18 protein-coding genes are annotated in these 22,763 nt (G+C 72.8%); 8 read left to right on the top strand and 10 right to left on the bottom strand.

The annotated features are described in order from the left end of the window. Positions 1 to 19 precede the first annotated feature (19 nt). The gene (lysX, locus tag OIE49_RS33175; protein ID WP_326805508.1) at positions 20 to 3,313 is read right to left on the bottom strand and encodes a bifunctional lysylphosphatidylglycerol synthetase/lysine--tRNA ligase LysX; all 3,294 of its coding nucleotides are present in this window, start codon (positions 3,311 to 3,313) and stop codon (positions 20 to 22) included. 92 nt (positions 3,314 to 3,405) lie between these two features. Between lysX and OIE49_RS33170 the strand changes: the two genes are divergently transcribed. Further along, on the top strand, positions 3,406 to 3,885 hold the full coding sequence (locus tag OIE49_RS33170; RefSeq protein WP_100570254.1) for a universal stress protein: 480 nt from the start codon (positions 3,406 to 3,408) through the stop codon (positions 3,883 to 3,885). 141 nt (positions 3,886 to 4,026) lie between these two features. Beyond that, a complete protein-coding gene (locus tag OIE49_RS33165) occupies positions 4,027 to 5,439 on the top strand; it encodes an amino acid permease (RefSeq protein ID WP_326805507.1) in 1,413 nt (470 codons plus the stop codon). Between the two features lie 15 nt (positions 5,440 to 5,454). Here the strand turns inward: OIE49_RS33165 and OIE49_RS33160 are convergent, their stop codons facing one another. Further along, positions 5,455 to 6,276 (bottom strand): alpha/beta fold hydrolase, encoded by an 822-nt coding sequence (locus OIE49_RS33160; protein WP_326805506.1) that lies wholly within the window; start codon positions 6,274 to 6,276, stop codon positions 5,455 to 5,457. A 58-nt stretch (positions 6,277 to 6,334) separates the two neighbouring features. Here OIE49_RS33160 and OIE49_RS33155 point away from each other — a divergent pair, with 58 nt between their 5' ends. Further along, positions 6,335 to 6,832 (top strand): MarR family winged helix-turn-helix transcriptional regulator, encoded by a 498-nt coding sequence (locus OIE49_RS33155; protein ID WP_326805505.1) that lies wholly within the window; start codon positions 6,335 to 6,337, stop codon positions 6,830 to 6,832. Positions 6,833 to 6,942: 110 nt separating this feature from the next. Here OIE49_RS33155 and OIE49_RS33150 read toward each other — a convergent pair whose 3' ends face one another. Further along, positions 6,943 to 8,106, bottom strand: coding sequence for a CapA family protein (locus tag OIE49_RS33150; protein WP_326805504.1), 1,164 nt, complete (start codon positions 8,104 to 8,106; stop codon positions 6,943 to 6,945). Positions 8,107 to 8,316: 210 nt separating this feature from the next. Here OIE49_RS33150 and OIE49_RS33145 point away from each other — a divergent pair, with 210 nt between their 5' ends. From OIE49_RS33145 to OIE49_RS33135, 3 genes are all read left to right on the top strand, one after another. Then, a complete protein-coding gene (locus OIE49_RS33145; protein WP_100570249.1) occupies positions 8,317 to 8,865 on the top strand; it encodes a sigma-70 family RNA polymerase sigma factor in 549 nt (182 codons plus the stop codon). 148 nt (positions 8,866 to 9,013) lie between these two features. Continuing rightward, positions 9,014 to 9,529 carry a hypothetical protein gene (locus tag OIE49_RS33140; protein WP_326805503.1) on the top strand — a complete coding sequence of 172 codons (516 nt, stop codon included), beginning with the start codon at positions 9,014 to 9,016 and terminating at the stop codon, positions 9,527 to 9,529. Between the two features lie 185 nt (positions 9,530 to 9,714). Beyond that, complete coding sequence (locus OIE49_RS33135; protein WP_100570247.1) at positions 9,715 to 10,365, top strand: anti-sigma factor family protein; 651 nt, start codon at positions 9,715 to 9,717, stop codon at positions 10,363 to 10,365. 16 nt (positions 10,366 to 10,381) lie between these two features. Here the strand turns inward: OIE49_RS33135 and OIE49_RS33130 are convergent, their stop codons facing one another. Beyond that, positions 10,382 to 11,245, bottom strand: a complete 864-nt coding sequence (locus OIE49_RS33130; protein ID WP_326805502.1) for an Fpg/Nei family DNA glycosylase — start codon at positions 11,243 to 11,245, stop codon at positions 10,382 to 10,384. A gap of 35 nt (positions 11,246 to 11,280) precedes the next feature. Next, entirely contained in the window at positions 11,281 to 13,368 is a 2,088-nt protein-coding gene (locus OIE49_RS33125) for a SpoIIE family protein phosphatase (protein ID WP_326805501.1), read from the bottom strand. 101 nt (positions 13,369 to 13,469) lie between these two features. Here OIE49_RS33125 and OIE49_RS33120 point away from each other — a divergent pair, with 101 nt between their 5' ends. Beyond that, entirely contained in the window at positions 13,470 to 14,891 is a 1,422-nt protein-coding gene (locus tag OIE49_RS33120; protein WP_326805500.1) for a lipase maturation factor family protein, read from the top strand. 10 nt (positions 14,892 to 14,901) lie between these two features. Here the strand turns inward: OIE49_RS33120 and OIE49_RS33115 are convergent, their stop codons facing one another. The 5 genes from OIE49_RS33115 to OIE49_RS33095 all read right to left on the bottom strand — a co-directional run bounded on the left by OIE49_RS33115 (position 14,902) and on the right by OIE49_RS33095 (position 21,175). Then, positions 14,902 to 15,867 (bottom strand): aldo/keto reductase, encoded by a 966-nt coding sequence (locus tag OIE49_RS33115; RefSeq protein ID WP_326805499.1) that lies wholly within the window; start codon positions 15,865 to 15,867, stop codon positions 14,902 to 14,904. Between the two features lie 171 nt (positions 15,868 to 16,038). Then, the gene (locus tag OIE49_RS33110) at positions 16,039 to 16,506 is read right to left on the bottom strand and encodes a DUF4231 domain-containing protein (protein ID WP_326805498.1); all 468 of its coding nucleotides are present in this window, start codon (positions 16,504 to 16,506) and stop codon (positions 16,039 to 16,041) included. 82 nt (positions 16,507 to 16,588) lie between these two features. Further along, a complete protein-coding gene (locus tag OIE49_RS33105; RefSeq protein WP_326805497.1) occupies positions 16,589 to 19,597 on the bottom strand; it encodes an alpha-mannosidase in 3,009 nt (1,002 codons plus the stop codon). 50 nt (positions 19,598 to 19,647) lie between these two features. Beyond that, on the bottom strand, positions 19,648 to 20,877 hold the full coding sequence (locus OIE49_RS33100; protein ID WP_326805496.1) for an SPFH domain-containing protein: 1,230 nt from the start codon (positions 20,875 to 20,877) through the stop codon (positions 19,648 to 19,650). Between the two features lie 46 nt (positions 20,878 to 20,923). Further along, the gene (locus OIE49_RS33095; RefSeq protein ID WP_100570348.1) at positions 20,924 to 21,175 is read right to left on the bottom strand and encodes a hypothetical protein; all 252 of its coding nucleotides are present in this window, start codon (positions 21,173 to 21,175) and stop codon (positions 20,924 to 20,926) included. Positions 21,176 to 21,375: 200 nt separating this feature from the next. Between OIE49_RS33095 and OIE49_RS33090 the strand changes: the two genes are divergently transcribed. Further along, on the top strand, positions 21,376 to 22,728 hold the full coding sequence (locus OIE49_RS33090) for an amidase (RefSeq protein ID WP_326805495.1): 1,353 nt from the start codon (positions 21,376 to 21,378) through the stop codon (positions 22,726 to 22,728). Positions 22,729 to 22,763: the final 35 nt, after the last annotated feature.

Below are 22,763 nucleotides of genomic sequence, written 5' to 3'. Positions count from 1 at the left end.
GGGTGCCGCGGAGGGTGCCTCAGCGGTGGCGCACCAGGGGGAACGGCAGCGTCTCACGGATCGTCAGGCCGGTGAGGAACATGACCAGCCGGTCGACGCCGAGGCCGAGGCCGCCGGTGGGCGGCATGGCGTACTCGAGGGCGTCGAGGAAGTCCTCGTCCAGTTCCATCGCCTCCGGGTCTCCCCCGGCGGCGAGCAGGGACTGGGCGGTCAGCCGGCGGCGCTGTTCGACGGGGTCGGTGAGCTCGGAGTAGGCGGTGCCCAGTTCGGTGCCGAAGGCCACCAGGTCCCAGCGTTCGGCGAGCCGCGGGTCGGTGCGGTGCTGCCGGGTGAGCGGGGAGACCTCGGTCGGGAAGTCCTTGTAGAAGACGGGCGGTCCGGTGCGCTCCTCCACCAGCCGCTCGTACATCTCCAGGACGATCTCGCCGGGCGTGTCGTCCGCGGTGTACGGCACGCCGGCGCGGTCGCAGTGCCGGCGCAGTGCCTCCGGGCCGGTGCCCGGGCCGATCTCCTCCCCGAGCACCTCGGAGATCGCGCCGTGCACGGTCCTGACCGGCCAGGGCCCGGAGATGTCGTACGCCGTGCCGTCCTTGTGGGCGACCGGGCTGCCGAAGGCGGCGGTGGCGGCGCCCTGGACCAGCTCGCGGGTGAGGTCGAGCATGACGTCGTAGTCGGCGTGGGCCTGGTAGGCCTCCAGCATCGTGAACTCGGGGTTGTGCTTGGGGGAGACGCCCTCGTTGCGGAAGGTGCGGCCCATCTCGAAGACCTTCTCCAGACCGCCGACGCACAGGCGCTTCAGATACAGCTCGGGTGCGATGCGCAGGTACAGGTCGAGGTCGTAGGCGTTGCTGTGGGTGGTGAAGGGCCGGGCGTTGGCGCCGCCGTGGATCTGCTGGAGCATCGGCGTCTCGACCTCCAGGAAGCCGCGGTCCAGCAGGCCCTGGCGCAGGGCCTGTACGGCGGTGGAGCGGATGCGGACGACCTCGCGGGCCCGGGGGCTGGTGACCAGGTCGAGGTAGCGCAGGCGCACCTTGGCCTCGGGGTCGGCCAGTCCGCGGTGTTTGTCGGGCAGGGGGCGCAGGCACTTGCCGAGCAGCCGCCAGGAGGTGACGAAGACGGTGGGTTCGCCCTGGTCGCTCCGTCCGGCCCGGCCGGTGGCGGTGATGTGGTCGCCGATGTCGGTGTCGGCGGTGAAGCGTTTCAGCGCGGCGGGTCCTGTCCGGTCTCGGGTGAGGGCGAGTTGGTGGTCGCCCGACCAGTCGCGGAGCACGACGAAGACGATGCCGCCGAAGTCCCGGACGAGCAGGACGCGGCCGGCCACGGTGAGCTGCTCCCCTTCGCGGACCTCGGCGAGGGTGCGGGTGCGGGTGCTCGTCCCCACCGGGTAGGGGTCGGTACCGGCGGCGCGCAGCCGGTCGAGTTTCGCGTGCCGGACGCGGACCTGTTCGGGCAGGCCGGCGTGTGTCCGGGCAGCTTCGGCCCGTGCACCCGCGTCGAGTCCGAGCGCCGTGAGCGGGGGCAGGCCCTCGGTGGTGGCAGGGCGCGGTCCGGTGGCGGGGTGGGCCGGGTGGCCCTTGCCCCAGAGCTTGCGCAGCGAGGGTACGGCGACGAAGCCCTCGGCGATGCCGGAGGCCAGGCCGATCCTGGCGAGGGAGGCGGTCTCGCCGTAGCAGAGGAACCTCGGGTACCACTCGGGGTGGTATTTGGCGTTGGACCGGTACAGGGCTTCGAGCTGCCACCAGCGGGAGAAGAACAGCAGCAGGCCGCGCCACAGCCGCAGCACGGGCCCGGCTCCGATGCGGGCGCCCTCCTCGAACACCGAGCGGAACACCGCGAAGTTCAGCGAGAGGCGGCGTACGCCGAGTTTCGGGGCGGTGGCGCAGAGCTCGGCGACCATGTACTCCATGACGCCGTTGGGCGCGGTGCGGTCCCGGCGCATCAGGTCGAGGGAGGCGCCGTCGCGGCCCCAGGGCACGAAGGACAGCAGGGCGAGGAGCCGGCCTTCCGTGTCGAGGGCCTCGACCAGGAGGCAGTCTCCGTCGGCCGGGTCGCCCAGGCGGTCCAGCGCCATGGAGAATCCGCGCTCGGTCTCGGTGTCGCGCCAGGCGTCCGCTTTGTCGACGATCTCCTCCATCTCGGCGTCGGTGAGGGTGGTGTGCCGGCGGATGCGGCAGGTGGCGCCGGTGCGGCGGACGCGGCGCACGGCCTGGCGGGTCACGCGCATGTCCCGGCCGTCGAGGTCGAAGCCGGCGACGTGCACGATCGCCTCGTCGCCGAGCTGGAGGGCGCCGAGCCCGGCGCGGGCGTAGGCGCGGGCGCCCTCCTCTGACGCGCCCATGACGGCGGGCGCCCAGGCGTAGCGGCGGGCGACGTCCAGCCAGGCGGCGATGGCGTGCGGCCAGGCCTCGCGGTCGCCGACGGGATCGCCGCTGGCCAGGCACACACCGGTCTCGACGCGGTAGGTGACGGCGGCCTTGCCGCTGGGTGAGAAGACGACGGCCTTGTCGCGGCGGGTGGCGAAGTAGCCGAGGGAGTCGTCCTCGCCGTAGGCCTTGAGCAGGGCGCGGATGCGGGGTTCCTCGTCGCCGTGCAGGGCCGCCTCGAGGCGCTGCGAACGGAACAGTGTGGCGGCGGCGTTGAGCAGGGCGAGTGCTCCGAACAGGCCGATCAGGAAGGTCACCGGGCGCGGCGGGCGGCCGGCGAAGTCCTGGGCGGAGACGAGTCCGCCGAGGACGCGGTTGGCGGACCACGCCAGGTGCAGGCCGGAGGGCAGGGTGCCGGGCAGGAGCGCGACCAGGCCCCAGCCGGCCAGGACGGCCACGGCGAGGCCGGCGGCCAGCACGGCCAGCGCCCGCCACCAGGCGCCGCGGCGGGAGGCGGCGTAGAACTCGCCTCTGGCCGCGATCAGCAGCACCAGTGCCAGGCCGCACAGCACGAGGGACGGCGCCGACTCGGCGTACTCGCCGGCGGCGAGGCCGACGACGTCGCCGAGGATCACCAGGCCGAGGTAGCCGACGACCAGCCACCAGGCGACCTTCTTGCGGGCGGCGGTGGCGCCGGCCAGCAGGACGAGGAAGACGGCGTAGGCGAGGTTGACGCTGACCGGGACGAGGAGCAGGTCCAGGACGCGGACGACGGGATGGAGCAGGACCCGCAGCGGGGCGATGAGGTCGAGCAGCGCGCACAGCACGGCCAGAGCGCCGAAGAAGGTGGCGAAGCCCTCCGGCACCCTGCTGAGGAGGCCGTTCCTGCGCGGCGGCCGGGCGGGGTCGGCGGCGCCCCGGGAGGGGACGGCGCCGGTGGCGGCGCTCATGCTTCCGACTGTAGGAACAGGGCGGGCGGGGCGCCCGTCGGAGCGTGCCCCGGGCGGCGGTGGGAACCGGGGATTCCGATAGCCTCGCACATGTGACGGAACAGCACGAGCAGCACGAGCGGCCCGCGCACCGGTTCGAGCGGGGCACGGACGGGCCGAAGGTCATCGTGGCCGGCGTGGACGGCTCCGAGTCCTCGTTGCGGGCCGCCGCGTACGCCGCCGGTCTCGCCCGGCGGCAGGGCGCGCTGCTCGCTCTCGTGTACGTGCAGCCGGTGATGACGGCGGGGGCGGCGCTCGGGGCGCCGGTGGCGGAGACGACCGACGAGATCGCCGAGGACCTGGTGCGGTACATCCGGGAGTCCACGGAGCGGCTGAAGGGGATATTCGAGGTCCGCTGGGAGTTCCACACCTTCCGCGGCGACCCGTTCAACGGGCTGGTGAAGGCCGCCGACGAGCTGCGGGCCGACGCGGTGGTCGTGGGCGCCTCCGAGCAGGCCGGCCACCGGATCATCGGCTCGGTCGCGGTCCGCCTGGTGAAGGCGGGACGCTGGCCGGTGACGGTGGTTCCGTAGGTACTCTCCCGGTGTCCGGACACCGCGGCGGGCGGCCGCCGGGCGGCGTCGGATCCGTGCGTGGCGTCTTCCATACCCGGCGGTACCTGGGTCATCATGATCCGGCGTCAGCCGTTTGCCGTACGGGAAGAGGTGAGACGCATGGCCGGGCTCCGGATGGGTGAGGGCATTCTCCGCCGCAAGCCCATCGAACACATCGAGGAGACGGAAGCCGGCGAAGGACCACGCCTTGAGCGATCACTCGGGTTGTGGCAGCTGACCGCGATCGGTGTGGGTGGCATCATCGGCGCGGGCATCTTCACCCTCGCCGGCACGGTGGCCAACGGTACGGCGGGTCCCGCGGTGCTGGTGTCCTTCCTGATCGCGGGTGTGGCCAGCGCGGCGGCGGCCCTGTCGTACGCCGAGTTCGCGGGCCTGATCCCGAAGGCGGGCTCCGCCTACACCTACGGCTACGCGGTGCTCGGCGAGTTCGCCGGCTGGTTCATCGGCTGGGACCTGCTCCTCGAGTACACGGCGATCGTGGCGGTGGTCGCGATCGGCATCTCCGGGTACTTCAGCTTCCTGGTCGAGGACATGGGCGCGCATCTGCCCGCCTGGATGCTGGGCGCGCCCGGCACCGGCGCCGGGCACAGGGTCGACCTGTTCGCGGCGATCCTGTGCCTGCTGATCGCCTGGCTGCTGAACCTCGGCATCCGCAGCGCGGCCCGCTTCGAGACCCTCGTGGTGGCGCTGAAGGTGGTCGTGGTGCTGGTGGTGATCGTGGTCGGCGTGTTCCACATCAACACCGCCCACTACCACCCGTTCTTCCCCTACGGCGTCGGCGGGGCGTTCACCGGTGCGGCGACGGTGTTCTTCGCGGTCTTCGGCTATGACGCGATGTCGACGGCGGCCGAGGAGTCCAAGGACGCGCGGCGGCACATGCCGAAGGCGATCATCTACTCGCTGGCGATCGCGATGGTGCTGTACGTGGCGGCGTGCCTGGTGCTGACAGGCATGCAGAACTACAAGGACATCAACAGGGAGAGCGGCTTCTCCACCGCGTTCAAGTCGGTGGGGCTGAGCCGGCTGGCGGACGTGATCGCGGTGGGCGCGATCATCGGCATCCTTACGGTCATGTTCACGTTCATGCTGGGCGTGACCCGGGTCTGGTTCGCCATGTCCCGGGACGGGCTGCTGCCCAAGTGGTTCGCGAAGACGCACCCCACGCGGCACGTGCCGACGCGGGTGACGTGGATCGTCGGGGTGGCGTCGGCCGCCATCGCGGGGTTCCTGCCGATCGCGGAGGCGGCCGAACTGACCAACATCGGCATTCTGCTGGCGTTCGTGGTGGTGTGCACGGCGGTGATCGTGCTGCGCTACCGGCAGCCGGACCTGCCGCGCGGTTTCCGTACGCCGTGGATGCCGTTCGTGCCGGCGCTGGGTGTCGTCTTCTCGCTGTGGCTGATCACGTTCCTGAAGTGGGAGACCTGGGTGCGGTTCGCCGTGTGGTTCCTGATCGGGTGCGTGATCTACTTCGGATACTCGTACAAGCGCTCGGAGCTGGCCCGGCGTTAGCGTCCTTCGTCCGGATCAGGCCGGGAGGGCGCGGAGGAAGTCCGCGACGATCCCGTTGAACTCCTCCGGCCTCTCCAGGTTCGGGTAGTGGGCGGTGCCCTCGATCGTGACGGAGCGGCCGTCGGGGACGGTGCGGGCGAGGCGCTCGGCCTCGGCGATGAGGTCGGGTGTCTCGAGGGCGCCGTTGACGGTGAGCACGGGAACGCCGATCTTCGGCACGCGCTCCCAGGTGCCGGTCAGGGGCACGTGCCAGTTCTTCTCGTCGGCGGTGTGCTTGGACAGGGTGTGCAGGGCCATGTCGCGCAGCCGGCGCAGGATGTCCTGGTCCATGTCGTCCGGGGTGCGGTGCGGGCCGGGCGCGAAGCGCAGGAAGGACGCGAGCCAGCCCTCGATGTCACCGGCGCCGAGGGCACGGGCCGACGCCGCCTGCGCCTGCCGCGCCCAGGGGTCGGCGTACTGGAACTCGCTGGTCGCGGCGCCGCAGACGACCACCCCGCGGACCAGTTCCGGGTACTCGAGCACGGTGTCGGTGGCGATGGCGCCACCCATCGAGACGCCGACGAGGGCCGCCGGGCCGGCGTCGAGGTGGCGCAGCAGCGTGGCGAGGTCGTCGGCCCAGCGGAACGGCCTGGTCGCGTTGGCGGAGCGGCCGTGGCCGCGAACGTCCGGGGCGACGACCCGGAACTCGGCGGCGAGGGCCGAGATCGCCGCGTCGAGGACGCGGTGGTCGACCCAGCCGGAGTGCAGCAGGACCACCAGGTCCCCGCTGCCGGTGTCGAGGTAGGCGAGGTCGCCGTCGGAGGACGGCGCGAAACGCAGATCCGCAGCAGCATTCATGACAACCAGGGTGTCATTGTGCGGACCTGTTTGGCAACCAAGGTGTCATGATGGTGCGATGAGCGACATCGACAGCGACCTCGACGACGGGCCCGACGCCCCTCTCCCGCCGGACGAACTCGGCCATCGCCTCACCGCGGTGTTCGATCTGGTGGGCCCGCTGTACCGGCGGGTGCAGCGCAAGGTCGAGCAGGGCGAGGCCGTCGAGGGGCTGTCCGTCGGCGTACGGGCCGTGCTCGACCTGCTGCACAAGCACGGCCCGATGACCGTCCCCCAGATGGGACGCGCGCAGGCGATCAGCCGCCAGTTCGTGCAGCGCATGGTGAACGACGCGGTGGCCCGTGACCTGGTGATCAGCGTCCCGAACCCGGCGCACCAGCGCTCGTCGCTGATCCGGCTCACGGACGCGGGCCGGGCGGCGATCACCTCGGTGCTGGACCGTGAGCACCTGCTGCTGCGCCGGGTCGGGGGCGATCTGACGGACTCCGAGGTACGGGCGTGCCTGCGCGTGCTGGGTGAGATGCTCGACCTCTTCGAGCACGCGGACGTCGACTGACCGGCCCCAGTGCCGCGGTCGACCGGCCGGTCCCGCTCCCCCGGCCGACCGGCCGGTCTCACTCCCCCGGCCGACCGGCCGGTCCCGCTCCCCCGGTCGACTGGCCGGTCTCACTCCCCCATGACGAGCCCGTCCTTCGCCGCACCCCGGCTGAGCACCGCGGTGCGGATCCGGTCGCGCACGCCCTGGAGGTCGGCGCCGCGGGCGATGGCCTTGCCGAGGTTCACCACCCGGCCGGCGTCGAGGTCGAACACCTCGGGGACGAACTCTGCCCGGGCCACCTCCCAGCGCCCGCCCTGCTTGGCGGGCGGGGAGAAGGTGAAGCGGGCCAGCGTGCTCTGGTTGGCGCGCGGGTTGCGCCGGCCGCTGTCGTCGGTGGTGGCGCCTGCGATCTGGTCGCCGAGCCCGTAGACCACCCAGGTGCCGTTGACCTTCTCGTAGGCCTGCGGGACATGGGCATGGCTGCCGAGGATCAGGTCGACGTCGGGCCGGCCGCCGGAGTGCGAGGCGGTCAGCTTCCGGGCGAGGTCCAGTTGCTGGGCGTCGGGCGCGTCCTGCCAGGCCCGACCCCAGGTCAGGGACACGACCACGACCTGGGCACCCGCCTTGCGGGCGGCTCGGGCGTCCTCGACGATCCGCTTCTCGTCGATCACACGGACGGCCCACGGCTGATCGGGTGGGAGGGGGTCGTTGGTGCCGTAGGTGTAGGCGAGGTGGGCCACCACGGCGCGTCCGGCCCGGAGGAGGGTGCCGCGCGCCTCAGCCTCGCCCCGCGCCGAGCCTGCGTGCCGCAGGCCGGCGCCGTCGAGGGCCTCCAGGGTGCGCCGGACGCCGTCTGCGCCGTCGTCCAGGGCGTGCTCGGAGGCGGTGGCGCAGCTGTCGTAGCCCGCCGCGGCGAGGGACGACGCCAGCTCGGGCGGGGACTTGTAGCGGGGGGCGCCGGTGTAGGGCGCGCCCGCTCCGAAGGCGGTGCCCAGGTGACACAGCGCCAGGTCGGCCCGGGAGACGATGTCCTTGACGCCTTCGAGCATCGGCCGGAAGTCGTGGCCCGCGCCGCCCGCGTCGAAGGCGGCCCGCTCCAGCACCGAGGCGTCCGGCAGGATGCCGCCGGAGGCGACGAGCGTGAACGCGCCGGGCGCGCTCGCGGAGTTCGGGGCGGTCGGGGCGGCTCGTCCGGGCGGAGTCTGCTGTTCCCGTTGGTGGGCCTGGCAGGCGGCGGCCGCGGCGAGGAGGGCCGTCACGACCAGGGACACCTGCTGTCTGCGTGCGATCATCAGTTCACCCCATGGCGGTCGTATGGACAGACAAATGGGTACGAATCTGACGGCTTTCGCAAACGGTATGGGCGCTGCGTTGGCCCGTTCGTGTAAGAGAAGGGGCCTGACGGACCGTTCGTCGTACCGTTCGCCGACGCGATCGACCGTCCGTCGCACAGCCGTGTGCACGCCCTGTCCCCGCGCGGCCCCCTGCGATGCCATACGGCCATGACGGCCGGAACCACCCTCCCGCACGGGACGACGACCGCCGAGCACGAGCTCGCCGCGCTGCAACGCGAGCACGGCCGACCGCTCTTCGCGCTGCTGCTGCGCCTGTGCGACGGCGACCGCCAGCGCGCCGAGGACCTGCTCCAGGAGACGCTCGTGCGCGCCTGGCAGCACCCCGAGGCGCTGCGCGCCGACGCCTTCGACTCGGTGCGGCCCTGGCTGCTGACCGTGGCGCGCCGGCTCGCCATCGACGCGCGCCGCGCCCGGCAGGCCCGGCCGCCGGAGGTCGGGGACGCGGACCTGGAGAACGCGCGGGTCATCGCCGACCACGCCGAGCGGTCCGCCGCGACGCTCGACGTCCGGGAGGCTGTGAAGACTCTCACTCCCGAGCACCGTGAAGTCCTGGTGCTGGTGTACTTCCGGGGGGCCAGTGTGGCGGAGGCCGCCCAGGCCCTGGGCATCCCGCCCGGTACCGTGAAGTCCCGCGCATACTACGCGCTGCGCGCCCTGCGCCGGATGCTTCCGGGATACGCGGCCGACCTGCGGTGAAACCGGCCGCCTGGTCAAACCTCCGTAAAGCGCCTTGCCGTGGACCGCTGTTGAGTAATCGGCTGTCCTCATCCGTGTTCCGACAGGGGGCGGGACCCCGGGACCCGGGGTCGGGCGAGGAGAGCGCACCGGAGGAGGGCAGGAAGGGATGCTGCACAGAGGTCACGAGGGCACGGACGGCCCGGACGGCGGCGAACTGGCCGTACCCATGGCCTGGTTGTACGCCGAGTACATCGCCGACGAGCTGCTGCGCACCGGCGATCTGATGCCGCCGACGTCGTTCGAGTTCCGCGCCGGGCGGGACGCGCTGGCGCTCACCATCTTCCTGTCCGACACCGGTGGCGAGCTCTCCCGCGTCCGGGTGGTCTCCCAGCTGGAGACCTGGCTGTCGCTGACCGCCTACGACCAGCCGTGGCAGGACTGGGTGTGCGAGCGGATGGCCGGCCTCGCGGACGAGGCGGACACCCGCGGGATGCCGTCGCCCGACCTGGCGCTGGCCGAGGCGGCCTGGCGCTGGCTGGAGGAGACCGAGCTGCTCGCGCCCGATCTGGACGCGGTGCCGGGCGGCGCGAGCGTGTTCGGCGAGGACGAGGGACCGAAGGTGTGGACGCCCGCCTGGCAGCTCGGACTGCCCCTCGGACATCTGGCCATCCACCTCTTCTAAGACCCGGGTTCTTCCCGGATTCGGGGCCTTTCGGAACGCGGCCGGATTCCGACCAATCCGCGGGACCGGCCGCTCCGAACGTCTTGATTACGATTCGGAACGCGGCTGAGTGATTCCGGTGCCGGGCTCGTACGGGTGGGAGCAACGAGTAACCCCACCCGCACTCACAGGCACGAGGATTCGGCATGAGGTCCCTGGAACGGCATCGCGACGCCGGCGCGTACGCGCTCGGCATGCTGGACGAGGCGGACGCCTTCCGCTTCGAGGACCACCTCGCGGAGTGCCCTCGCTGCGCGGCGCACGTCACCGAGTTCGGCCCCACGACCCGGCAGCTGATGCTGTACCGGCGGGCCACGCCGCGCTTCGTGCACCCGATGACCCGGCCCGGCCCGGGGCTGCTGGACCGGCTGGTCGGCGAGGTCGCCCGGCGGCGCCGGGCCGGACGCCGGCGGTTCCTCTACGGTCTGGCCGCCTCGGTGGTGCTCGCCGTGTGCGGACCCGCGGTCGCCGCCGTCGCCGGACACCACGGCGGCCCCGCCCGGTACGCGGCGACCGACGCGACCACGGGCGTCTGGGCCGAGATCAAAGCCGCCGACCGGGACTGGGGCAGCGATCTGGAGGTGCGGGTCAGGGACGGCTCGGGTCCCCATTCCTGCCGGCTCGTCGTGGTCGGCCGCGACGGCTCGGAGCAGACCGTGACAACCTGGAGCGTCCTCGCGCACGACGCGGGCACCAGCACGGTGGCGGGCGGCACGACGATGCATCCCGGGCAGATCGACCGCTTCGAGGTGCGCACCGCGGACGGGCGGCCCCTGGTGACCCTCGACTCGCGGTGAGCCGCCGGCCGGGCCGTCACTTGAGCAGCCGGGACAGGCGCCGGTCGGCCAGCGGTTTCCCGCCCGTCTGACAGGTCGGGCAGTACTGGAGCGAGGAGTCGCTGAAGGACACCTCGCGGACGGTGTCCCCGCACACCGGACAGGGCTCGCCCGTGCGGCCGTGCACGCGCAGGCCGCCCTTCTTCTCCGCCTTCAGCCGCCCGGCCGCAAGGCCCCTGGAGCGCGCGACCGCCTCCGTCAGGGTGGTGCGCAGTGCCTCGTACAGGGTGTGCGTCTCCTGCGGCGTCAGAGAGGCGGCCAGCTTGAACGGGGACATCCTCGCCGCGTGCAGGATCTCGTCGCTGTAGGCGTTTCCGACGCCCGCGATCAGGCTCTGGTCGCGCAGGGCGCCCTTGATCTGCCGCCGCTCCCCCGCGAGCAGCCGGGCGAACCGCTCCTCGTCGAAGCCGTCGGCCAGCGGGTCGGGACCGAGACGCGCCACCCCTGGCACCTCCCCCGGATCCCGTACGACGTACACCGCGAGCCGCTTCTGGGTGCCGGCCTCGGTGAGGTCGAAGCCCGCGCCGGTCTCCAGGGCGACGCGCAGGGCGAGCGGGCCCTTGCCGGGCCGGGGCACGCCGTCGGGCAGCGGGTCCTTCCACTGGAGCCAGCCCCCACGGGCCAGATGGGTGACGAGGTGCGGGCCGCCGCCGGTTTCCAGGTCCAGGAACTTGCCGTGCCGGCGCACCGCGGTGACCTCGCGGCCCTCCAGGGCGGTGACCGGCGGGTCGTACGTCTTCAGCACGCTGATCGCGACGGGCAGCACGCGCACGATCTCGTGGCCGACCAGATGGTCGGTCAGGAAGTCCTTCAGCGCTTCGACCTCGGGCAGTTCCGGCATAGGTTCAGAGTGCCACGTGGCCGCGGGGCGCCCCGTCAGCTCTCGCCGGGCACCGCGAACTCGCACCACACGCACTTGCCGCCGCCGCGCGCCTCCACGCCCCACACGTCGGTGAGCCGGTCTACGAGCAGCAGCCCCCGGCCGGAGACGCCGTCCGCCCCCGGTTCGCGGCGGCGCGGCAGGGCGCTGGAGGAGTCCTCGACCTCGATCCGCAGCCGCCGTCCGGACCCGCTGAGGACCCGCAGGGTGACGATCGCGGCGCCCTCGGTGTGGATCAGGGCGTTGGTGATCAGTTCGTCGGCCACGAGTTCGATCTCGTACGAGTCCTCCTCGGCGCCCCAGGCCCGCACCGCCGTGCGGATCATGTGCCGGGCCCGGCTGAGGGCCTCGGGGTCCCCGGGGGCCACGTACTGCTGGAGCCGGCCGACGGGCTGCCGCTCGGCCGGCACCTGGCGGCGCAGGACGAGCAGGGCCACGTCGTCGTCGCCGCCGCGCGCCTCGGCCATCGTGATCAGCCGGTCGGCGAGGTCCCGTACGTCGTCGGGCCCGTCGGCGACGGACCGCGCCAGCGCCCGCATGCCGTCGTCGAGGTCGGCGCCGGGCTGTTCGACCAGGCCGTCGGTGCACAGCACCAGGGTCTGACCGGGGTCGAGCTCCATGGTGCCGACCGGGTACTCCAGGCTGCCGAACTCGGCGGACAGGCCGAGCGGCAGCCCCCCGTCGACGCCTATCAGGTGGCAGCTTCCGTCGCTGTGCCGGACCAGCGGGTCGATGTGCCCGGCCCGCACCAGCTGCACGACGCCGGTGGACAGGTCGGCCTCCGCGTACAGGCAGGTGGCGAAGCGGTCGGTGTCGAGTTCGTGCAGGAAGAGCGAGGCGCGGGCCATCACGGTGGCCGGTGCGTGCCCCTCGGCGGCGTAGGCGCGCAGCACGATGCGGAGCTGGCCCATGACGGCGGCGGCGTGCGTGTCGTGGCCCTGGACGTCGCCGATGACGGCACCGACCCGGCCCCCGGGCAGCGGGATCAGGTCGTACCAGTCGCCGCCGATGTCGCGGCCCAGGGAGCCGCCCGCGTAGCCGGAGCGGTAGCGGACGGCGATGTCGGCTCCGGGCACGCTGGGGATGGTGCGCGGCAGCATGGCCTGTTGCAGGCTCTGGGCGAGGTCCTTCTCCTGCTCGTAGAACATGGCCCGCTGGAGGCTCTGCGCGATGCTGCTGCCGAGGGCAATCAGGACGTTGCGCTCGTCCGGGGTGAAGCCGCGCCGGTCGCTGTAGAGCAGGCCCATTCCGCCGATCGGGCGCGCCTGGGCTATCAGCGGCAGATAGGCCGCCGAGGTGATGTCCAGTCCGGTGATGCGCGGCCACAGGATGGGGTAGCGCTCGGCGAACTCCTCCGGGGACTCGATGAAGCGGGGGCTGAGGGTGCGCACGGCCTCGCTCATCGGGTAGGGCTCGTCGATCCGGGTGACGCGGGTGCCCGGCACGGAGGAGCCCTCGGGGCCCTCGGCGACGAGCCGGATGCGGCCGGCCTCGACCAGGCCGAGGACCAGGCTCTTGGAGCCGAGGAGTGCCAGTCCGTGGGAGTCCTTGACGACCTCGATGACGTCCTGCACGGTGCGCGCGTGGGCGAGGGCGGCGGTGGCGGCCTCCACGACGTTGGTCTGCCTGCGCCGGGCCGCGGCCTGGGCGGCCCGCTCCCGGCGGGCGTCGATGTCGCCGATTTCCTCGGAGGCGTCGCGGAGGATCCCGGTGATCCTGCTCGGCCGGCCCGTCCCGTCGCGCTGGATGTAGCCCTGCACGTGGGCCCAGCGCAGGCCGCCGTCGCGCAGGCGCAGGCGGACGTAGGTGCCGTAGTTCCGGCGGCCCTCCTTCATCGCCCGGGCGACCAGGGCGTCCAGGCGATCGCGCTCGGACGGCAGCAGCCGCTTGCCCACGGTGCCCGGACGGCGGTCGTTCTCCTCCGGGGTGAGGTCGAAGATCCGGTGGGCCTGGGCGTCCAGGTGCACGAGCCCGGCGTCCAGGTCCCAGTCGAAGGTGCCCATGCCGTTGAGCGCCAGAATGGGATCCGGGCGGGCGGGCCAGTCCTCCGGGAGTGACAGGGCGGGCGCTCCCTGTTCAGCCATGCAGGACACCTTGCCAGGGATCGCCTGATTCTTCGAGCCGGGGGTGGGGTAGCCGGGGCCCGTGACTTTCCCGGAGGACGAGAGGAGAGGAGCGCTCGACCGTGGGTTGGTTCACCGCACCCGAGTACTGGCTGAGCCGGCTGGTCTTCCAGCGCGCGCTGGCCGTGGTGTATCTCGTCGCCTTTCTGACGGCGGCACTCCAGTTCCGCGCGCTGCTCGGCGAACGGGGCATGTTGCCCATCCCCCGTTTCCTCCAGCGGGTGCCGTTCACCCGGGCGCCGAGCCTGTTCCACCTGCGCTACTCCGACCGGCTCTTCGCGGCGGTCGCCTGGACCGGGTGCGCGGTGTCGGCGGCGCTCGTCGCGGGCGTGGACTCGCTGGTGCCGTTGTGGGCCGCGATGCTGCTGTGGTTCGTCCCCTGGGCGCTGTACCTGTCGATCGTCAACGTCGGGCAGACCTGGTACGGCTTCGGCTGGGAGTCCCTGCTGCTGGAGACCGGGTTCCTCGCGGTCTTCCTCGGCAACAACGAGGTGGCCCCGCCCGTGGTCGTGCTGTTCCTGCTGCGCTGGATCCTCTTCCGCGTCGAGTTCGGCGCGGGGCTGATCAAGCTGCGCGGCGACGCCTGCTGGCGCAAGCTGACCTGCCTGCACTATCACCACGAGACCCAGCCGATGCCGGGCCCGCTGAGCTGGTTCTTCCACCATCTGCCGGGGCCGCTGCACAAGGCGGAGGTGGCCGCCAACCACGTCACGCAGCTGATCGTGCCGTTCCTGCTGTTCACTCCGCAGCCGATCGCCACGATCGGTGCCTCGCTGATGATCGTCACCCAGCTGTGGCTGGTGCTGTCCGGGAACTTCTCCTGGCTGAACTGGATCGCGATCGTGCTGGCGCTGTCGGCGGTCCGCTTCCCGGGGAGCGCGCCGTCCGGGCCCGCCGCGCCGCTGTGGTACGAGGTCGTGGTCCTCGCCGTGGCCGCGCTGCTGGTGCTCCTCAGCTACCGCCCGGTGGTCAACATGGTCTCCCGCCGCCAGGTCATGAACCGCTCCTTCGACCCGCTGCACCTGGTCAACACCTACGGCGCGTTCGGCAGCGTCAGCCGTGTCCGCTACGAGGTGGTGGTGGAGGGCACGCTGGACGAGGTGCCGCACGAGGACGCGGACTGGCGGGAGTACGAGTTCCGGGGCAAGCCCGGTGATACTCGGCACTGGCCGCGCCAGTTCGCGCCGTACCATCTGCGCCTGGACTGGATGATGTGGTTCGCCGCGCTCTCCCCGGCCTACGCGGGCGTCTGGTTCGGCGCGATGGTGGAGCGGCTCCTGGAGAACGACCGCGACACCCTCAGGCTGCTGCGCCGCTCCCCCTTCCCGCCGGACGAGCCGCCGCGCTACGTCCGCGCCCGGCTGTTCCGCTACCACTTCACGACCTGGCGGCAACTGCGGGCGACCGGTGCCTGCTGGGACCGCTCCTACGTGCGCGATTTCCTGCCGCCGACCCGGCTGGGCCCTGGCACCCGGGAGCCGTGACCGGTCCCCGTCAGGTCCCGGAGGCGGGCAGCAGACCGGTGTCTCTCAGCTCCTGCCAGAAGGCGGCGGGCACGGGTGCGGCGAACTGCTCGGCGCAGTCGCGGACCTCAGCGGCCGAGCGGGTGCCGACCAGGACGGAGGCCACGGCCGGGTGGCCGGCGCAGAAGCGCAGGGCCGCGGCCCGCAGGGTGATTCCGTGCCGGCCGGCCACCGCCTTCATGCGCTGGGCGCGCTCCACCAACTCGGTTGCCGCGCTGGCATAGTTGTACGTCGCTCCGGGCCTGGGGTCCGCCAGCAGGCCGGAGTTGAAGGCGCCGCCGACGACGACGGACACGCCGCGCTCGGCGGCCGCGGGCAGCAGCTCCGACTCGGCGCGCTGGTCGAGCAGGGTGTACCGGCCGGCGCACAGCACCACGTCCACGTCCGTGTCGCGGACGAAGCGGGTCAGCATCTCCGACTGGTTCATGCCTGCCCCGATGGCCCCGACCACGCCCTGGGCGCGCAGTTCCTCCAGCGCCGGGTAGCCCTCGCGGAAGGCCTGCTCGGCGTGGTCGTCGGGGTCGTGGAGGTAGACGACGTCGACGCGGTCCAGGCCGAGCCGTTCGAGACTGGCCTCAAGGCCGCGCCGTACCCCGTCCGCGCTGAAGTCCCACACGCGGCGGTGGGCGGCGGGCACGGCGAAACCGTGGGCGAGATCGCTCCCACCCGCGTCCGAGGGTTCGAGCAGCCGGCCGACCTTCGTGGAGACCGTGTACGCGGAGCGCGGAAGGCCGCGCAGGGCCGCGCCGAGGCGGCGTTCGGACAGGCCGAGGCCGTAGTGCGGGGCGGTGTCGAAGTAGCGGATGCCCTGCTCCCAGGCGGCGGCCACGGCCGCCCGCGCCTGCTCCTCGTCCACCTCGGTGTAGAGGTTGCCGATGGCGGCGGCGCCGAAGCCGAGGGCGCTGACCTCGACCCCGCTCCCGCCCAGCGTCCTCACCGGGCCGCCGGGCACGGCCGTGGGCCCTGACCGTCGACGTCGGGCTGGTGCGGGGCGGGATGACGGGGGTCGTGGGCGTCACGTGCGCGGGTGCGGACGGGCGTCGGGGGCACGGATGTCCTTTCGGTCGGTGGGGGAACGCTCGCGGTCGTCCCCGGGTTCCGGTCGTGGTCAGGGGCCGGGGGCCGGCACCGGTGGTTCCGGGCGACGGGTCCGGGAATCGGACCATTCGCGCAGTTCGTCGGCGCCGACCTCCTCGATCACGTGCCGCAGGGTCTGCCGGGCCACGGCGTCGCGTTCCGCTTCGGGCAGGAGCAGGTACCGGTCGACGGCCCGGCGCAGGGTCTCGCGTGCCTGCGCGGTGAGCACCCAGCGGGAGCCGGGGTCGAACAGCTGGCGCATGCCGGTGAAGAACACGGCGCCGCCCGCGATCATCGCGGTCAGCCAGGCCGGCGCGTGCAGACCGGCGGCCACGACCGTCACCGAGGTGGTGGTGAGGGCGCCCAGCTCCGTACCGCGGTGCAGCCGCCTGGCGCGGTCGCAGGACCGGCTGTAGAACGCCAACTCACGTTCGGCCAGCGCCAGCAGCGGGTCCGGCTGGGCGGCCCAGGAGTGGTCGGGCACCGTTCTTCGTGTCATCGCCACATCATCGTGGCCGCGCGCCCCACCGGGAAAGAGCGGCACGGCGCGATCCCGCCGAGTCGCCCCCTGTCGCAGGACCTCACGCGCGCCGCAGCCGCAGCGTCATCAGCTCGAACGGCTGCAGCCGCAGGGCGATCCGGCCGCCGTCCCGCTCCGGCGCCTCCTGGGGCAGGGGCCGCTCCAGCAGGTCCGTCACCGTCACGTCCGCGACGTCGAACCCGGCCGTGAGCGTCGCCCGCGCCCGGCCGCCGTGGGCCTCGTGGAAGCGGACCACCACGTCGCCGCTGCCGTCGTCCGCGAGTTTCACCGCCGTCACGACCACCGCGTCCTCGTCCACCGTCACCAGCGGAGCCACGTCCCCGCCGCCGGTCAGCCGCCGCTCGGGCAGGTTGATCCGCCAGCCCTCGCGGACCGCGTCCCCGATGTCCGCTCCCGGCACCAGGGCGTGCCGGAAGCGGTGGACGCCCTGGTCGGTGGCGGGGTCGGGGAAGCGCGGGGCACGCAGCAGGGACATCCGGACCGTGGTGGTGGTGCCCCGGTCGCCGTCGGTGCGGACCGTGCGGGTCACATCGTGGCCGTACGTCGAGTCGTTGACGACGGCGACGCCCCAGCCGGGCTCGGCCACGTGCACGAAACGGTGGTTGCAGGCCTCGAACCTGGCCGCGTCCCACGAGGTGTTGGTGTGGGTGGGGCGGTAGAAGTGCCCGAACTGCGTCTCGGACGCGTACCGTTCGGCGTGCACGTCGAGCGGGAAGGCCAGCTTGAGGAACCTCTCCGTCTCGTACCAGTCCACCTCGGTGTCCAGCACCAGCCGCCGCTCCCCCGCCGGAAGCGACAGCACCTGGGTGACCCGGGAGTCCCCGAAGTTCCGTACGACACCTACCGAGGCGCCGTCCTCGCGGGCCGTGACGGACTCGGCGTCGGTGAGGTCGGTGACCGTGTTGCGGTAGAACTCGTCCACGTCCCAGGCGTCCCACATGTTCGGGAGGTCCGGGTGCAGTTGGAGGAGGTTCGCGGCCCGGCCCTCGGCGATCGTCTCGCGGTCGGCCTCGATGTCGTACGCCGAGACGACCAGGCCCCGCTCGTCGATCCCGATCCGCAGCAGACCGTTGTCCAGGACGAATCCGCCGCCCGCGCGGGACCTCAGCTCCGTGCGGCCCTCGGTGACCGGGGTGGCGGCGCCGCCGGCCGGGACGCCGGCCCGTGTGTGCGGGGCCGCGTTGAAGACCAGCGGTACGGCGCCCTCGCCCGCCAGCGCGCGCTGGGCCGACTCGACGATCCGGTTCAGCTCCCCGGCGATCCGCTCGTAGGTGGCGCGTGCCTCGCGGTGCACCCAGGCGATGGAGGAGCCGGGCAGGATGTCGTGGAACTGGTGCAGCAGCACCGTTTTCCAGATCCGGTCCAACTCGTCGTAGGGATAGGCGAATCCAGTGCGTACGGCGGCAGTCGCCGCCCACAGCTCCGCCTCCCGCAGCAGGTGTTCGCTGCACCGGTTGCCCCGCTTGGTACCGGCCTGGCTGGTGAGGGTGGCGCGGTGCAGTTCCAGGTACAACTCGCCGACCCAGACGGGGGCTTGCGGGTACTCGGCCTGGGCCCGGTCGAAGAACTCCCGCGGTGTCTCCCACACCACCCGCGGCGAGCCCTCCAGGTCGCGCAACCGGGCCGCCTTGGCGACCATCTCCCGGGTGGTGCCGCCGCCTCCGTCACCCCAGCCGGTGGGGGCGAGGGAGTGCCGGGCGGCGCCCTTGTCCTTGAAGTTGCGTGCCGCGTGGGCGAGTTCGTGGCCCGTCATGGAGCAGTTGTAGGTGTCGACGGGCGGGAAGTGGGTGAAGATCCGCGTGCCGTCGATGCCTTCCCACCAGAAGGTGTGATGCGGGAAGGCGTTGGTGCGGGACCAGGAGATCTTCTGTGTGAGCAGCCGGGTGGAGCCCGCCGCCCTGATGATCTGGGGCAGTCCGGCGGCGAAGCCGAAGGTGTCGGGCAGCCAGGCCTCGTCGTTCTCGATGCCGAACTCGTCGAGGAAGAACCGTTTGCCGTGCACGAACTGCCGGGCCATCGCCTCCGATCCTGGCATGTTGGTGTCGGACTCCACCCACATGCCGCCGGCCGGCACGAACCGCCCGTCCGCCACGGCCTTCTTCACCCGCGTCCACACCTCGGGCCGCCGCTCCTTGAGCCACGCCCACTGCTGGGCCTGGGACATCGCGAAGACGAACTCGGGCTCGTCCTCGAGCAGCGCGGTCATGTTGGAGGCGGTGCGGGCCACCTTGCGCACGGTCTCGCGCAGCGGCCACAGCCACGCCGAGTCGATGTGGGCGTGCCCGACCGCGCTGATCCGGTGCGCGGAGGCGGCTGCGGGCGCGGCAAGCACCTCGGTGAGCCGGGCCCGGGCCCGCCCGGCGGTGCCGTTCACGTCCTGGAGGTCGACCGCGTCGAGCGCCCGGTCCACCGCGCGCAGGATCTCCCAGCGGCGCTGCGCGTCGGGCGGCAGCTCGGCCATCAGCTCCCCCAGCACCTCCAGGTCGATGACCAGCCGCCATACGTTCTCGTCGAACACGGCGAGGTCCATGCGCCCGAGCGTGTACTGCGGTTCGTCGCCCGCCGTCTCCGGGTCGCCGAGCGGGGTGGGCAGGAAGCCGGGGATGACGGGGTTGGAGGCGGCCTCGATGTGCAGGCGCACCTCCTCGCCGCCCCGGGCGGGGGCGCCGACGCGGACCCAGGAGGTGCGCGGGTTGAGCCCCTTCACCGGGGTGCCGTCCGGCCGGTACACCAGGCCCTCGCACTGGAAGCCGGGCATGTTCTGGTCGAAGCCGAGGTCGAGGAGCGCTTCGACGGTCCTCCCGGCCCATGCCTCGGGCACGGTGCCGGTCACCCGGAACCAGCTGGTGCCCCACGGCGCACCCCACCGAGTGCCCGCCTCGATCGGCTCGGGTTCAGCGGCCAGGCCCTCGGCGACCGGTACGGGTTCGCCGGGCGCGTGCCGGACCGCGACCTCCAGCGGAACGGACTCGGGATACACGGCGGGACGGATGCGCTCGTCGAGCACCCGCCGGAGGCGGGCCTCGACCAGGCCGGGGTCGTCATGCATGAGTCAGGCTCCGTGGGGTGGGCGGACAGCGGTGCGGCGCGGCGCGGACCTCAGCGGGTGCGGGAATCGGGCCGCTCACCGTCGGACGTGCCCTCGCCCGGCTCCTCTTGCCCGGTTCCGGGCCGCGGCGCGCTCGGGCCGCGCAGTGCGGGCCTGCCGTCGCCCTCCTCGGGGCGGGCGCCGCCGGGATGCCGATCGCCTGGGCCGTTCAGGTTCTGCCGGACCGAGTCCAGGATCGTCAGGCCCTGGGCGACCAGGCCGGCCGCTATCTCGCCGAGTCCGTCGGCACCGTTCAGAACGTTGACGTTGGCCCCGGAAAGACCGCCCGCGGCCTCCTTCACGATCAGCGGGAGCTGGTCGATGAGCATCCGGTCCAGGGCGACGCGGTCGTACGACGCGGCGGCCTCGGCCTGGACCTTCATCCGCTGCGCCTCGGCGGCGGCGAGGACCCGGACGCGCTCGGCCTCGGCCTCGGCGGGCTTCACGATCTCCGCCACCAGCTCCTGCTGGCGCAGCCTGGCCTGCCGCTGGGCCAGTTCGGTCTGGGCGTCGAGCACCTCCTGCCGGGCGTGCGCCTGCGCCAGCGGGCCTGCCTGGGCCGCCTGCGCCTGGGCCCGGTCCACCTCGGCCGAATACTCCGCCTTCACCACCGCGGTCTGCCGGGCGTACTCGGCCTGCTTGCGCGCCGCCTCCTGCTCGGCCTGGGCGGCGGCCTGGTTGGCCTGGGCCTGCGCGATCTGGGCCTGCCGCCGGATGGCCGCCTTGTGCGGCGCGGACATCGCGTCGATGTAGCCGGTGTCCCCGTCGTCGATCGACTGGATCTGCAGCGAGTCCACGATCAGGCCGATCTTCGCCATCTCGGTCTTGGAGGTGTCCAGTACCTCCGCGGCGAGCTTCTGACGTTCGGTGACGATCTCCTCGACCGTCATCGAGCCGATGATGGCCCGCAGATGGCCGGCGAAGATCCGGCCGGTCAGGACCGACATCTGGTCCTGGTCGGAGAGGAAGCGCTGACCCGCGTTGATGATGCTCTCGGTGTCGTTGCCGACCTTGAAGGCGATGACGGCGCGCACGTGCAGCGCGATGCCCTGCTTGGTGACGCAGGTCTCCACGACCTCGGACTCGCACATCGACAGGGTCAGGAAGCGGACCTTGCGGAAGACGGGCAGCACGAACTTACCGTGTCCCGTCACCACCCGGAACGGCGCGCCCCCCAGTCCCCGCCTGCCTCCGGAGATCAGCATCGCCTCGTCGGGGGCGGGAACGCGGTAACCGAACATGGCCTTGTTCTCCTTAGCCCGGGTCAGCCCGGGATCAGCCCGGGGCTCACCCCGGATCGACAGGAACGTCCCGCAATCTCTCCAAGGGGTCGCCCCACGCGATGACGTCGACCTCGCGGCGTCCGCGTGACTCGACCACGAGCACCGTCGCACCGATCGGCAGCGGTTCCTGCGACCAGGCGAGGAAGGTCTCGCAGCCGCCTCTGACCCGCACCAGGATCTCGCCCGGGCCCGCGGAACCGCGCGTGCCGATGAGAATCTCCCCCGTGCAGCCGATCACGGCCTCGTCCTGTGCCATTGCCGACCGGTTCCCCTCGTACGCGTCCTCTGTCTTCGACCTTAGACCCACTCGGACGGCCCGCATACGGCGCTGCACGGGCCTTTCCACCGGCCCTTTCCACCGGCGGGCACGTCTCGACGCGGCACCTGCCGCCGGGCACGGTCGTGCCTGCATACTCGCGAGTACCCAACCGTCCGCCCCCTTTCCGAGGAGCGCCCGTGACCAAGTGGGCCGGCCGCAGTGCCGCCGAGATCGCCGCCGCCGTACGCGACGGGCGGGCCACGCCCCGCGAGGTGGTGGCCGAGCACCTCGCCCGGATCGAGCGGCTCGACGGCCGTGTCGGCGCCTTTCGCACCGTCCGCGCCGAGGCCGCGCTCGCGGAGGCCGACGAGGTGGCGGCCCGCGGCGATCTGGCCGTACTGCCGCTCGCGGGCGTGCCGGTGGCCGTGAAGGACAACCTGGCGGTGCGGGGCGAGTCCAGCCGCGTGGGGTCGTCCGCGACTCCGGACACGCCGGCCGCCGACGACCATGTCACCGTGGCCCGGCTGCGGGCGGCGGGCGCGGTGGTCGTCGGGCTGACGAACGTGCCCGAGCTGTGCGTGTTCGGCACCACGGAGGGCGTCCACGGCATCACCCGCAACCCGTGGGACACCAGCCGGAACGCGGGCGGTTCCTCGGGCGGCGGCGCGGCCGCGGTCGCCGCCGGCATGGTCCCGCTCGCCCTCGGCAACGACGGCATGGGCTCCCTGCGCATCCCGGCCGCCAACTGTGGCCTGGTCACCGTCAAACCCGGTCACGGGGTGGTGCCCGCCGGGATCGGCGAGGGCGACTGGTTCGGCATGTCCGAGAACGGGCCGCTCGCCACTACCGTCGAGGACGCCCGGCTGATGCTCTCCGTGCTGGCCGGCACCGAGGCCGAGAGCGGGCGGGAGGCGAGCCCGCGCACGATCGCCGTGTCCGTGCGCAGCCCGCTTGCCGGGGTGGGCGTGAGCAGGCCCTACGCCGCCGCCACCAGGGACGCGGCGCGGCTGCTGGCCGGGGCGGGTCACCGGGTGCGCCGGGCCGAGCCGCCGTATCCGGTGTCGCTGGGCGTGACGGCTCTGCGGCACTGGACGGCGGGCACGGCCGTGGACGCGGCGGGCATTGACCCGCGGCGGCTGACCCGGCGCACCCGGGTGCACGCCGCCCTGGGGCGCCGGTTCCTGAAGGGGGTGCGCGCGGACACGCGCCGGGAGGAGTTGCGGCGGCGGATGGAGCCGTTCTTCGCCGAGCACGACGTGCTGCTCACCCCCGCGCTGGCCCGCCGCTCCCCGCAGGCCGGGCCCTGGCACGAGCGGGGCTGGCTGCGCAATGTGCTGGCCGACACCCTCTATTCGCCGATGACTCCGCCGTGGAACCTGGCCGGATGGCCCGCGATGGCGGTGCCGTTCGGCACGCTGCCCTCGGGCGCCCCGTGCGCCGTTCAACTGGTGGGGCGTCCGGGTGCGGAAGCGGATCTGCTGGACCTGGCGGAGCAGATCGAGCGACTGCGTCCCTGGCCGAGGACGGCGGACCTGCCGCCGGGGTCGTAGGGACCGGGTCTCCGGAGGGCCCGTTCGGAGCGCCT

Origin of the sequence: Streptomyces sp. NBC_01788 (genome assembly GCF_035917575.1) — a bacterium.
In the GTDB taxonomy this organism is placed as follows: Bacteria; Actinomycetota; Actinomycetes; order Streptomycetales; family Streptomycetaceae; genus Streptomyces.
This window is presented reverse-complemented; position numbering and strand designations above follow the sequence as displayed.